10 protein-coding genes are annotated in these 14012 nt (G+C 42.9%); 9 read left to right on the top strand and 1 reads right to left on the bottom strand.

Annotation, left to right across the window (positions count from 1 at the left end):
* Positions 1 to 114 (top strand): transposase (locus tag O9300_RS07240; RefSeq protein WP_271947859.1); only part of this gene is annotated, 114 nt, incomplete at its 5' end.
* A 54-nt stretch (positions 115 to 168) separates the two neighbouring features.
* Entirely contained in the window at positions 169 to 924 is a 756-nt protein-coding gene (locus tag O9300_RS07235) for a TVP38/TMEM64 family protein (protein ID WP_287970948.1), read from the top strand.
* A 3-nt stretch (positions 925 to 927) separates the two neighbouring features.
* On the opposite strand, the gene O9300_RS07230 is transcribed toward O9300_RS07235, so the two are convergent.
* Complete coding sequence (locus O9300_RS07230; protein ID WP_287970946.1) at positions 928 to 1086, bottom strand: hypothetical protein; 159 nt, start codon at positions 1084 to 1086, stop codon at positions 928 to 930.
* 18 nt (positions 1087 to 1104) lie between these two features.
* On the opposite strand from O9300_RS07230, the gene O9300_RS07225 reads away from it, so the two are divergent.
* The 7 genes from O9300_RS07225 to O9300_RS07195 all read left to right on the top strand — a co-directional run bounded on the left by O9300_RS07225 (position 1105) and on the right by O9300_RS07195 (position 13875).
* Positions 1105 to 2652, top strand: coding sequence for a mercuric reductase (locus O9300_RS07225; RefSeq protein WP_287970945.1), 1548 nt, complete (start codon positions 1105 to 1107; stop codon positions 2650 to 2652).
* A gap of 571 nt (positions 2653 to 3223) precedes the next feature.
* Positions 3224 to 3433, top strand: coding sequence for a hypothetical protein (locus O9300_RS07220; RefSeq protein WP_287970943.1), 210 nt, complete (start codon positions 3224 to 3226; stop codon positions 3431 to 3433).
* The gene (locus O9300_RS07215; protein ID WP_287970940.1) at positions 3348 to 4682 is read left to right on the top strand and encodes an AAA-like domain-containing protein; all 1335 of its coding nucleotides are present in this window, start codon (positions 3348 to 3350) and stop codon (positions 4680 to 4682) included. Before O9300_RS07220 ends, O9300_RS07215 begins: the two co-directional genes overlap by 86 nt.
* Before the next feature lie 248 nt (positions 4683 to 4930).
* Positions 4931 to 6763 (top strand): carotenoid oxygenase family protein, encoded by a 1833-nt coding sequence (locus O9300_RS07210; protein WP_287970938.1) that lies wholly within the window; start codon positions 4931 to 4933, stop codon positions 6761 to 6763.
* Positions 6760 to 12912: an AAA family ATPase gene (locus O9300_RS07205; protein WP_287970937.1), complete on the top strand. Its 6153-nt coding sequence runs from the start codon at positions 6760 to 6762 to the stop codon at positions 12910 to 12912. The genes O9300_RS07210 and O9300_RS07205 overlap by 4 nt, the downstream gene beginning before the upstream one ends.
* Before the next feature lie 274 nt (positions 12913 to 13186).
* Positions 13187 to 13423: a hypothetical protein gene (locus O9300_RS07200; RefSeq protein WP_287970936.1), complete on the top strand. Its 237-nt coding sequence runs from the start codon at positions 13187 to 13189 to the stop codon at positions 13421 to 13423.
* Complete coding sequence (locus O9300_RS07195) at positions 13423 to 13875, top strand: type II toxin-antitoxin system VapC family toxin (RefSeq protein ID WP_287970934.1); 453 nt, start codon at positions 13423 to 13425, stop codon at positions 13873 to 13875. The genes O9300_RS07200 and O9300_RS07195 overlap by 1 nt, the downstream gene beginning before the upstream one ends.
* The last annotated feature ends 137 nt before the right edge of the window (positions 13876 to 14012 follow it).

Here is a 14012-nt window from a genome sequence, read left to right as displayed (position 1 = left end):
GTGGTCGAGGGAATCAACAATAAACTTAAACTAATAAAACGGAGAGCCTATGGCTTTAGAAACTTTCGGAATTTTTGGGTTAGAAGTATGTTGTCTTGGCATCTTGTCTGTTGATTTAGCATAAAGGGTAACGAAGAGCCTCTTTTATTCTCTTTTTAGGGACTTGTGATGATTATTTCCCAGTCCAGCAACTGGAAAAAGCTGGTTATTTGCCGTTATTTGCCGCTGCTAATCGCCTTTAGCGGCACTTTTCTCCTGATTACTCCCCCCGCTTTTGCCCTCGAATCCAGTCCCTCCACAGGTTTTAATCCTCAAACTATTCTTTTCGATGCCTTAACTTGGGTGGATAGTTTGGGAGCCGTAGGAGCGATCGCGTTTATAATTATCTATATTCTAGCTACTGTGGCCTTTTTTCCAGGTTCAATCCTGACTTTAGGGGCTGGTGTGGTTTTTGGGGTGTTTTTAGGCTCTTTTTACGTCTTTATCGGGGCAACTATCGGCGCTACTGCCGCTTTTCTGGTGGGACGTTATCTGGCGAGGGGTTGGGTGGCGGAAAAAATTCAAGGTAATAGTAAATTTCAAGCTATCGATGAAGCTGTGGGGAGAGAAGGCTTAAAAATAGTGCTTTTAACCCGTTTATCTCCCATATTTCCCTTTAATCTGCTCAATTATGCCTATGGTGTCACCGGGGTTTCCCTGAAAGATTATCTACTAGGTTCCGCGGGCATGATTCCGGGGACGATAATGTATGTTTATATTGGCTCTTTAGCGGGCAATCTTGCCACTATCGGGACCTCGGCACCAGCCACTAACCCAGTTTTACAATGGACTATTCGCCTGATCGGTTTTATCGCTACCGTTGCCGTCACCCTCTACGTCACAAAAATTGCCCGTCAGGCCCTGGCATCAGTTATCAATGAATAGTCATCAGTTATCGATCAGGGGTGTGGGGGAATGGGGAAGTGGGGGAATGGGGAAGTGGGGAAATTGAACTAAAACCCCAAAACCCCAAAACCTAAAACCTATCTCCCGACTCCTGACTCCTATCTCCTGACTCCCCAAAACGAAAACTTCGTATCTCACCATTAAGATAACTACTTTATTATGTTTGAAAATAGCTCTAGGGAAGTTAATGTTCTCCCCATGGACGAACATAATCAAAAATTAGTTAATTATGTTCATCCTGCCGATTGGGTCAATCCACAACCCCAAGATTGTTATGATTTAGTCGTCATTGGTGCGGGTACTGCGGGTTTAGTCGTAGCGGCGGGAGCGGCGGGTTTAGATATAGGTTTAAAAGTGGCTTTAGTGGAAAAACACCTCATGGGGGGAGATTGCCTCAATTTCGGTTGTGTTCCTTCCAAATGTCTGATTCGTTCCTCTAGAATTATCGGGGAAATTGAGAAAGCCAAAAAATTAGGAATTAATATTGGGGATACTAGGGTAGATTTTGCCAGAGTCATGACCAGAATGCGGCAAATTCGCGCCGATATTAGCCATAATGATTCGGTGCAACGTTTCCAAAAACTAGGTATCGATGTCTTCTTGGGTAGCGCTCGTTTTTTAGGACAAAATGCTGTGGAAGTGACGGGAAAAACCCTCGATTATAAAAAAGCTGTCATTGCCACTGGTGCTGGGGCCTTTCATCCCGATATCCCCGGACTAAAAGAGGCGGGATTTTATACCAATGAAACAATTTTTTCCCTAACAGAATTGCCTCCCCGATTAGCTGTTATCGGTGGCGGGCCGATTGGTTGTGAATTAGCCCAAGCTTTTCAACGGTTAGGCGCGCAGGTGATTTTATTTCATAATCATTCCCATCTTTTGAATAAAGAAGACCGAGAAGCGGCCGAAATTATTGAGAATACTTTGCTGCGGGAAGGAATGCAATTGATTCTCTCCTGCCAAATTGAACGGGTGACAACAAATGAGCGGGGTAAAACCATTGAATATACAAGCAACGGTCAAGGAGCAACTATCACCGTTGACGAGATTTTAGTCGGTGCTGGCCGGGAGCCTAATGTGTCAGGATTAAATTTAGAAGCGGTAGCCGTGGAATACGATACTCGTCGGGGAGTCAAAGTTAATGATTATCTGCAAACTACTAACCCGAAAATTTATGCGGCCGGTGATATCTGTATGGATTGGAAATTTACCCATGCCGCCGATGCAGCCGCCCGTATTGTGATTAAAAATACCCTCTTTTCTCCCTTCGGTTTCGGACGCTATAAGCTCAGTAATTTAGTTATGCCTTGGGTCATTTATACCGACCCAGAAATCGCCCATGTGGGCATGGATGAAACCCAAGCACAAGCCCGGGGATTGGCCACTAATACTATTAAAATTCCTTTGAGTATAGTCGATCGAGCTATCGCTGATGGGGAAACAGCAGGTTTTTTAAAAATTATTCACAAACAAGGTTCCGACCAAATTTTAGGAGCCACTATCGTCGCCACCCACGCCGGTGAGATGATTTCTCAAATTACCACCGCTATGGTTGCTAAAATCGGACTGCGTAAACTCTCTCTTGTTATTCATCCCTATCCCACCCAAGCGGAAGCGATTAAAAAGGCCGCCGATGCCTATCGTCGAACTCTCTTGACTCCTAATAGTAAAAAATTCTTGGCATTGTTGACTAAATTATCGGGTTAAAATCAGTTATCAGTTATCAGTTATCAGATTTGCGTTTTCAGTCCACTGATAACTGAAAATACTTCCCAACTCCCACTCTGCAATAACTACTGGCAGCCAGAAATACGTTCTTTCCGTATCATACTTTGTGCTTTTTGTCAAAAAAACTTTTTTTTTGCAATAAAACTACACAAAAAAAAGATCATCGTTGTGGGTGAAATTGACTGATTTACCCGTCTTAATTAGGATCACCTTCTAGGTGTGGCAAGGGTTTCAACCATTGCTGCCCAAAAAAGCACAAAATAAGCCACTATGAAATTCTATCAAATCGCTGTAACCATTGGAACATCGTCGTTAAATAAAAATCTTTCTCAATTAATTCTTAAGAATTTGTAAATATTGCGAAATGTTAATTTAAATATTCTCAAGTTTCTGGAGTCAATAGATAATTTTTACTTATCTTTATCAAAAAATAGAACTCCTGCAAAATCCAACATCTACCATTGAGTTAGAAGTCAGTATTGAGGAGTCAGTATTGAGGAGTCAGTATTCAGGAGATAGGAGATAGGAGACAGGTTTTAGGTGTTGGGGGTTGGGGTTTTGGGGTTTTAGTTCAATTTCCCCACTTCCCCCCGCAACGCGCACGCAGTGGTCTCCCCATCTCCCCACACCCTACACCCCACACCCCACACCCTACACCCCACACCCCAATTCTTATGAGAGATTCCCTATCGAGCCATCTAAGAGTACAACAACATTGCCTCAATCAAGTCAAATTAGCCGTGAGAAAGCAGGGCTTTAGCAGTCAACGCTCCTTAGCTAAAGAAGCTGAATTTAGTCTGGCTATTGTCAGTAACTTCCTGACCGGTAAACCGGTAGAAAAAGCCACTTTTGCCCAAATTTGTCGTCGATTATGCCTCGACTGGCAAGAAATCGCCGCCCTGAATTTTCAGCTAACAGCACCCCCTCAAGACAAAATTCTGGTTAATTCTCCATCCAAGAGCGAAAAATTGGACACATTACCCCCCTATCCCAATGGGGCAGTTCCCCTTGGTTCCCCATTTTATTTAGAACGTCTTCCCCTCGAAGAACAGATAAGGCAGGAAATCAAGAAACCGGGGGCTTTAGTGCGGATAAAAGCCCCGAAAGAAATGGGCAAAACTTCCCTACTTTTGAGAATGCTCGATTTTGCCAAACAGCAAGGCTACCGCACGGTGAGTTTGAACTTAGAACAGGTGGACCAGGCCATTTTGAGTGATTTAAACCAATTTTTGCGCTGGTTGTGTGCCAATGCCGCCCGTCAACTACAGTTAAAACCGCAATTAGATGAGTATTGGGATGAGGATTTAGGCAGCAAGATTAGCTGTACGGTTTACATTCAAGACTATCTGCTTGAATCGATTACCGCCCCCATTGTCCTCGCTGTCGATGAACTTAATCAGATTTTTGAACATCCCCAAGTGGCCAAGGATTTTTTACCGCTGCTGCGTTCTTGGTACGAAGAAGCCAAAACCCTGCCTATTTGGCAAAAACTCCGTCTTATCGTCGTCCATTCCACAGAAATTTATGTTCCCCTGCAGCTCAATCAATCCCCCTTTAACGTGGGATTCCCCGCACAGTTAAGTCATTTTAGTCTTGAGGAGGTATTACAATTAGCCCAACGTTATCAACTCACCTGGGAAAATCAGGAAAAAGTCAAACAATTGATGGAGCTAGTGGGAGGACACCCGGCTTTGGTACAAACTGCCCTCTACTATCTCAGTCGGGAGGAAATAACCATGACGCAAATATTAACCAGTGCCACCTCTGTCACGGGGATTTATGCCCATCACCTGCGGCGCCATTGGGCGGTATTAGAACAACAGCCTGAACTAGCAAAAGCCCTCGATCGGGTGATGAGCGCGGTGGAACCCGTACAATTAGACCCAATTCTCGCTTACAAACTCAGCAGTATGGGACTACTCAAACAATCAGGAGATAAAGTAGTACCAGGCTATGAATTGTATCGACGCTATTTTTTAGAGGTGAAATCCTCTATCAGTTATCAGTAAACAGTAATCAGTAATCAGTGAAAGGCAGGGTGTGGGGAAGTGGGGAAGTGGGGGAATGGGGAAGTGGGGGAATGGGGAAGTGGGGAAGTGGGGAAATTGAACTAAAACCCCAAAACCCCAAAACCCCAACACCTAAAACCTATCTCCTGTCTCCTGCCTCCTAAATACTGGCTCCCGACTCCTATCTCCTGACGACCGACGACCGGCTCCTAACCCCACCAACAAACTTTTTGCCGCAAACCCTACTTATGAATATGTCAATCAAAGATACTGTCCAAAATACTGTCAACGTTAGTAATTTTAGTCGCTCGCAACTAGGTCAACCGGATGAGAACAATTTATATCAAGCAGTCGCCACAGTTACCGAGGGACATTGGCCGGAAAATCTGTCGGGATACGTTTTTATCGTCTGTCCTTTTCATAGAAAAAATGACCGTCATTTGTTCTCTGGCGAGGGTGTAATTATTAAATGGGACTTGCAAGGGAAAAATAATCAAGTTAATGTTTACAGTAAAAAACTAAAAACTTGGGATAGTTTCTGGCGAAAAGTTTTACCGATATTTAATATTAGTCAAGCCACTTTTCCTGCCGTGGTCAGCATTCTGGGTTCTTCGGAAATAGCGAATACTGCTATGGTTAAACTAGAAAAAGTTTCCGAAGATGAACAACTAGAAGAAACCCGATTAATTCTCACTGCCGATGCGGGACGTTACTGGGAAGTGGATCCCGTTTCCCTTGATACTATCACTCCGATTGGTTATTTTGACCAACATCTTGTTTCCGTGCCTTTGTCTTTTTTCCCAGTCCTAGAAAATACCGCTCATCCCTTCTACGACAAAAAAACCAAAGAATTTATCACCTGTGAATTAAAGCTAAAAATTGTATCAGGAGGTATGTTAAAAGACTTAGATAACTCGGTGTATATTGTGCTTTGGGATCAACAAAAACAACTTAAACCCTGGAAACTACAGGGAACTATCCTCGATGGTAGTCCCCATTCGGTCATCGTCACCGAAGATTATATCATGATTCCCGATATGCCTTTTCAGATGGGAGTAGCCAAACTATTAGGTATCAGAATCAAGCCTGAAGAAACCTATCCGAAAACTCAAATTTATCTGGTTAAACGTCAAGACCTTAAGGAAGAAGAAACCACCGTTCCCTCGCAATTAATTACCTTCAATGGCGACAGTTATCACTTCCTTTGTAATTACCATAGTATCAACGGTCAAATTCAGCTTGTGGCCATCCAAAACGCCACTATTAGTTTAACCGAAGCGATCGAAAAAGACGATATCCAACATTTTACCGGTCAGGGTTATCCCCCCGAATACCACGGCATTCCCTGGATGTTTTCCTTTGACCCCGGAGTGCTGCGCAAAGTGGTTATCGAAGATGCCAGGGTGATGAGCGAACAAGCTTTCATCCATCCGGGGTGGTTCTCTACCACTCTCTACACCGCCGACCCGCGGGAATTGGAACAGGGATACAGCGCTATTTATCAGGTTTATGCCGGTTATGTGCGCGAATTAATCTGTCGTCGTCAGTATATGGATTGTCGCGACCAGAGTAATCGCATCCTCAGGGATGCCGAACTTCCCTGTCATGACTTGCCCTCGGTATTAGCCAAGGTTCCCTTCGATAAGGATTGGAATCAGTTAACTGAACAGATTAGCCAAGAAAAAAATGCCAGTGATACTCATGTATCACATTTAGGTCGGGAACTACTGGATTTTTATGTTTGTCCCGATGGCTATATTTTAGATAGCATTCAGTTTATTCCCCAAGAACAGGGCTATCTATTTACGACGGTTTTAACCCCGACCAGAGTATTAGAAGCTTGGTTATTTGAGCCTGACAATCTCAAGGGCGGACCGATTGCTAAACTGAGTTTGCCGGAAGATGTTCACTTTGGTTTTACCTTGCATTCCGAGTATTTCGAGCAAGTGCTGCCTTCTCCCCGTCCTTCCGTCTCACAGGTAAATCGAGTCCTGTCAGCCTTGCGGAGTCTTGTTTTAGTTCCCGTAGAATTTTTCTTGGGGAGACCCGCAGCCATTTACAATCGCCAAGTAAAAAAATGATTGTTCTCAACGGATACGACATTCTTGCCCAAATCTACGAAAGTGTTAACTCGGAAGTCTATCGGGCTATTCGCACCGCCGATAATCAACCCGTTATCCTCAAAATCCTCAAGCAAGAATATCCAACCGCACAAGAACTAACCCACTACAAACAGGAGTATAAAACCATCTGCGGCCTGAACTTCGAGGGGGCGATTAAAGCCTATGGTTTAGAAACCTACCGCAGAACTCCCGTGATTATTTTGGAAGATTTCGGGGGTATATCCTTAAAAAAATGGCTAGAGGGCAAACCCCTGGCCTTAAGGGACTTTTTAAGCCTTGCACCCCGAATAGTGGCTAATTTAGAGAAAATTCACAACGCCAAGGTTATTCACAAAGATATTAATCCTGCCAATATAGTTCTTAACCCCGAAACCGGACAAATTAAAATCATCGATTTTGGCATTGCCAGCGTCCTGCTGCGGGAAAATCCGGGGCTAAAAAATCCCAACGTTCTAGAGGGGACTTTAGCCTATATTTCTCCCGAACAAACCGGACGGATGAATCGCAGTCTCGATTACCGCACGGATTTTTATTCCTTGGGCGTTAGCTTCTATGAACTTCTCACCGGACAATTACCTTTTCGGGCTAACGATGCTTTGGAATTAGTTCACTGTCATCTAGCTAAACAACCCTTGGAGATTAATAGTCTCGTCAAGGAGGAAATTCCCCCGGTGGTGGAGGCAATCATCAGGAAACTGATGGCTAAAACCCCCGAGGAACGATACCAAAGTGCCTACGGTATTCGGGCAGATTTAGAAGAATGTTTAAGACAACTGGAAACAACGGGTAAAATTGAGGATTTTGTCATCGCTAGGCAAGATCTAGCCAATCAGTTCCAAATTCCCCAAAAACTCTACGGTAGGGAGGCAGAAATCGCCACTCTCCTCACTGCTTTTCAACGGGTAGCCACGGTGGATAAAAACTCCTCTCACACCGAACTGATGCTAGTTACGGGTTATTCTGGCATGGGTAAAACCACCTTGGTTAGGGAAATTTATCAGCCAATTACTGAAAAACGCGGCTTTTTTATCTCTGGTAAATTTGACCAGTTTCAGCGCGATATTCCCTATGCTGCCGTGATTAGCGCTTTGACTCATCTGGTTAAGCAACTTTTGGGGGAAAGTCAGCCACAACTGCAACTATGGCGACAAAAACTCCTCAAGTCTTTGGGGGCGAATGCACGGGTTATTATTGATGTGATTCCCCAACTAGAATTAATTATCGGTCCACAACCAGAGGTGTTACAATTAGGAGCGATCGCTACTCAAAATCGCTTTAATTTAGTCTTTAAAAATTTTATTCGGGTCTTTTGTTCCCCGGAACACCCCTTAGTCATCTTTCTCGATGATTTGCAATGGGCAGACTTGGCTAGTCTCCAGTTAATAGAATTAATTATGCTCGATGGCGATATGGACTATTTGTTTTTAATTGGCTCCTATCGCAGTAATGAAATTAATTCCACCCATCCCCTAACCGCTACTCTCGATAAATTAGAGCAGGGGGGCATAATTATCAATCAAGTTATTTTAAGACCTCTGGGTCCTGCACAGGTCAATCAGTTAATTGCTGACACCTTAAATCATTCACCAGAATATGTGCAATCTTTGGCCGCTTTAGTCTGGCAAAAAACCCACGGTAATCCTTTTTTTGTCAATGAATTTCTCAAAACTATCTACTGGGAAAATTTGCTATTTTTCCAACCAGGGCAGGAAACAGCCACTAAAACCGACAATAATAGGGGTTATTGGCAATGGCATCTCGGCCAAATTCAAAGGATTGGCAGTACCGATAATCTGATTCAATTTATGATGGGCAAAATGCAGAAATTGCCCCCCGAAACCCAGGAAATTTTAAGTTTAGCAGCTTGTCTTGGGGCAGAGTTTAATTTATATAGTCTGGCAGTAATCTCTGAAAAATCACCTCCAGAACTTTTACCAATTTTAACTTCTAGTAGCGAAGCTGGTTTAATTATTCCCCTCTCAGAATTGGATGAACAATTACTGATTCAAGAATATAAATTTGCTCATGATCGCATTCAACAAGGAGCTTACGCTCTCATCGAAGACAGCAAAAAATCTTTAATTCATTTGAAAATTGGTCGCCTACTTTGGCAGCATACTGCCGCCAATGAATTATCGGAAAAGATTTTTAAAATAGTCGATCATCTCAATCTTGGTTATCAACTAATTAGCGAGGAAAAAGAACGAGAGTCAGTGGCTAACTTGAATTTACTAGCAGCCCAAAAGGCAAAAGCCGCTAATGCCCAAACTGGAGCCTTAAAATATATTAAAATCGCTCAAAAACTTCTCAAAAAATCCAGATGGAAAAATAACTATCAACTGACTTTAAATATTTATTCTGAAGCCACAGAAATCGCCTATTTAAGTGGGAACTTTGAGCAGATGCAACGCTGGGCTAATCTCGTATTAAAACAGGCAAAAACAACCCTAGATAAGGTGAAAGTTTATGAAGTCATCATCGAAGCCTATCACGCCCAAAATCAAGAACTAAAAGCGGTAGAAATTGGTTTATCCGTCCTCAAAAGCCTAGATTTCGAGATTCCTGAATCCTTACAATCATCAGATATTCAAAAAGAACTAACTAAAACCGGACAAAAATTAGCGGGTAAAAATATCAAAGATTTAATTAATTTACCGCCGATAAATGAAGAAGAAAAATTAGCAATCATGAAGATAGCAAGTGCCATATTTTCTCCTGTTTATATTGCCGCCCCTCATCTCTTACCCATCCTAGTATCAAAACAGGTTAACTTATCAATTGAATACGGCAATAGTTATCTAGCGGCTTTTACTTATGTCAATTATGGCTTAATTCTTTGTGGTCTTTTAGAAGATTGGGAAACGGGTTATCAATTTGGACGATTAGCTTTAAACATTGCTGATAAATTTCATGCCAAAGCCCTGATGCCGAAAATAATTGCCGTCTTTTCCGCCACTATTAGTATCTGGAAAGAACCGATTAAAAATTCCCTGTCCTTGTTAAAATCTTCCTATCAAACCGGTTTAGAAATGGGCGATCTCTACTACGGAACAACCTGCGCCTATCTTTACTGTTTTCATTCCGCCTTTATCGGACAGGAATTAACCGAATTAGCCCAAGAAATAGCTAACTATGATCTGGCTTTTGTTAAGCTCAAACAAGAAAACCCCCGCAACTATCTAAAAATCTATGGTCAAACAGTTTTAAATCTGCTGAGGCACTCGGAAAATCCCGGTCATTTAGAAGGACAGTACTATCAAGAAACTATTATGTTACCGTACCATCTAGAGGCTAATGATCTCTTCGGTCTCTGTGCTTTATTTGTTAATAAATTATACCTTTGTTATCTATTTGGACAGTACGAACCAGCCATTGAAAATGCTAACCAAGCCCAAAATTATCTAGGGGGAGCTACCGCTACTTTATTGATTCCTCTGCATAATTTCTATGATTCCCTCGCCCATTTAGCTATTTATAATCATCTGGACAATGACCAAAAACAGCAAGTATTAGAACGAGTGACGAATAATCAGAAAAAGCAACAGGAATGGGCGAATCAAGCCCCCCCTAACTATCTCCATAAATTTTATTTAGTGCAAGCGGAAAAGGAGCGGGTACAGCAATCCTATCTAGAAGCCATAGAAAATTATGATCTAGCCATTGCTAAAGCCAAGGAAAATGAATACATTAATGAAGAAGCACTGGCTAACGAACTAGCGGCGAAATTCTATCTCGATTGGGGTAAAGTAAAAATTGCCAAAACCTACATCAATGAAGCTGCTTATCTCTATTCTCTTTGGGGAGCAACAGCTAAAGTCAAAGATATAGAAAGCCGTTATTCTCAGTTAATGGTCAATAATTATGGTTCCAATTCCCTGACCGAAACTAGGAAAACTACCACCAGAAAAAATTCAGTTAGTCATGCGGGAGAACTGTTAGATTTAGCCACGATTATGAAGGCCTTCCAAGCCATTTCTAGCGAGATAGTTTTAGATAAATTACTCGCCACCCTGATGAAAATTCTCATCGAAAATGCTGGGGCGCAGCTGGGCTATCTTATCCTAGAAAGCGGCGGACAACTATTGATCGAAGCCTCCGGTTCGGTGCAGGAAGATGGGGTGACAGTCTTTAAATCTCATGCCATCGAAGAACATCTTCCCGTCTCAATTATTAACTATGTAGCCCGGAGCGGTCAAACCGTTCTTAATGACGATGCTGCCCATGAGGGCAATTTTAGCAATGATTCCTATATTAAAACCCATCAAACCAAATCCCTGCTCTGTTCGCCCCTCCTCGACCAAGGACAACTGCGGGGAATTGTCTATCTAGAAAATAATCTCACCGTCGGGGCTTTTACCCAAGAAAGATTGGAAGTGCTGCAACTGCTCTCCAGCCAAGCGGCGATCGCAATTACTAACGCCAAACTCTACGCCGAAATCAAAGCCAAACAGAGACAACTAGCGCAATTTTTAGAAGCGATGCCAGTGGGGGTATTCGTCCTCGATGCTGGCAGTCAACCCTATTATGCCAATCAAACCGCCCAAGAGATTTTAGGAAAAGAGATAGTTAATATCACCACGGCTAATCAGTTGGGGGAAACCTATCAGTTATATCAAGCTGGAACCGATCGATTGTATCCCACAGAATACCATCCGATTGTCCGAGCTTTAAGGGGGGAAAAAAACACGATGGATGATCTAGAAATTCACCAAGGAGAGAAGATTATTCCCCTAGAAGTGTATGCCACGCCCGTTTTTGACGAAAAAGGAGAAATTATCTATGCGATCGCCGCTTTTACCGATATTACCGAACGAAAACAGGCGGAAGCGGAACGGATTCGCTTTACCGAAGAATTAGCCGAGTATAGCCGCACCCTAGAACAGAAAGTGCAGGAGCGCACCCTAGAACTCAGCCAAACCCTAGAAATTCTCAAGGCCACCCAAGCAGAATTACTGTTTGAAAACGAACTCCTCAAAACTAACGAACAATCTAGCACCTTTGACTACCAAGTGGGGGGCAGTTTACCCATGGATGCCCCCACCTACGTGGTCCGCGCCGCCGACCGTTATCTCTATAAAGCCCTCAAACGCGGCGATTTTTGCTATGTTCTCAATCCCCGTCAAATGGGCAAGTCTAGTTTAATGGTACGCATGATCGACCACCTCCAACACGAGGGGGTCTGTTGCGCTCCCATTGATTTAACCCGCATCGGCAGCGAAAATGTCACTCCCGACCAATGGTACAAGGGGATAGCCTTCGAGTTAGGGCGACGTTTTGGACTGCTCAAAAGGGTCAATCTCAAAGCTTGGTGGCAAGAACGGGAAGATGTCTCGGCAGTACAGCGCTTGGGCGAATTTATCGAAGAAGTGTTATTGCTGGAAGTGGGGATCGTGGAAGGTTCTCCCCCGAAACCGATCGCGATTTTTATCGATGAAATTGATAGCGTTTTGGGCTTAAATTTCGCGGTTAATGACTTTTTTGCCCTGATTCGTTCCTGCTATAACCAGCGTGGTTTTAACCCGCTCTATCGGCGTTTGACCTTCGCTTTCTTCGGTGTTGTCACCCCCTCCGATTTAATTACCGACCACCAAATCACTCCTTTTAATATCGGTCATTCGATTCAATTGGAGGGTTTTAAGGAACACGAAGCACAGCCTTTACTGCGCGGATTGGCCGAGAAAGTTAGTAACCCGCAAACTGTCTTAAAAGAAGTCTTTGCTTGGACAAACGGTCAACCTTTTCTGACCCAAAAACTCTGTCAGTTAATTCGCACCGCCGCCTCGCCGATTCCCCCCAATGGTGAGGCCTCCTGGATTGAGGACTTGGTACAGAAGAAGATCATTGACAATTGGGAGGCTCAGGATGAACCGGAACATCTGCGGACTATTCGCGATCGGCTTCTCAACAGTCATCGCTCCCAGTTGCTCCTGAGACTCTATGAACGGATTTTAAGGGAAAAAGAGGTGATTGCCGAGGATAGCCCTCCAGAAAAAGAGTTACTTTTATCGGGGTTAGTGATCAAAGACCAAGGCCGGCTGCGGGTCCATAATCCCATCTATCAAGCAATCTTTAACCTCCATTGGCTGACCCTGGCAAAATCAACCTAATACTAAATCCTGTTTAAAAGGCATAGGATAGTGGGAAGTTAAAGTTGGATTGGGAGTTAATCAAACTATTAAAAACGGATTTGCTATTACACCCTAAGCGATCGCTGATTGAGCGGCACTCGCTCCTATCATTCCAGAGATCAAAACCCTTGAAGTCCCCAAAAACTCCAAAATCTGAATCCCTAGTTAAGGAGAGGAATGTAAAGATTTATTAAATATAGAGAAATTGCGGCATGGGATATGATGGATATGGTTGCCTATTAGTCTAAGTCAGATGAATATCGAACAAGTTATCATTAAAAACCTCAGAAAACTTCCCTTAGAAAAACAACAAGAAGTCTTATCTTTCACCGAATCTCTCATCGCCAAAACTTCACTTCCTTTGCCAGATCCGACTCTTACCCCTGAACAGCGAGCCGCTAAATGGATGAGTTGGGTACAAAGCCATTCCTCTAATAATCCCCCTTTACCTGATGAAGCTTTACACCGTGACACAATGTACGAAGATTAATGACCCAATATTTACTGGATACTAACATTCTCTTACGAGCTAGTGACCCTAACTCATCAAGTTATCCCCTAATCATGAATGTTGTTGACATGATTATTAGACAAGGGGGAGAATGTTTGATTACTTCTCAAATTTTAATTGAATTTTGGGTTGTAGCAACACGCCCTAAGGATGTTAATGGACTAGGTTGGACAAAACAAAAAACACAACAGGAAATTAACCAAATTTTATCTCAATTTTCTTTATTAGCAGAAACCCCAGATATTTTCCCCCTTTGGTTTCAATTAGTCACCACCTACAACATTAAAGGAAAACGCACTCATGATATTAGGCTTCTTGCTGTCATGAAAGCTTCTAACATTACCCATTTACTAACCTTTAATTCTGATGACTTTATCCCTGTCCCCAATATTACCATCGTTCATCCTCAAGATTTCATTAATTGCCAATAATTAGGGCTTGCTGAAAAAGTCATTGAAAAGTACAGGTCTCTTAATCAATGATTTCACTTAGCTACAAGCATAAGCTTTAGTTGTTGATTAATTTTTAAGTTATAACTTATCCTAATCATTGACCGAGAAAAAGTGCT

It is taken from the genome of Microcystis sp. LE19-195.1E (assembly GCF_027532095.1).
In the GTDB taxonomy this organism is placed as follows: Bacteria; Cyanobacteriota; Cyanobacteriia; order Cyanobacteriales; family Microcystaceae; genus Microcystis; species Microcystis aeruginosa.
The sequence above is the reverse complement of the archived record's forward strand: the minus strand, read 5'-3'. Positions and strand labels throughout refer to the sequence as shown.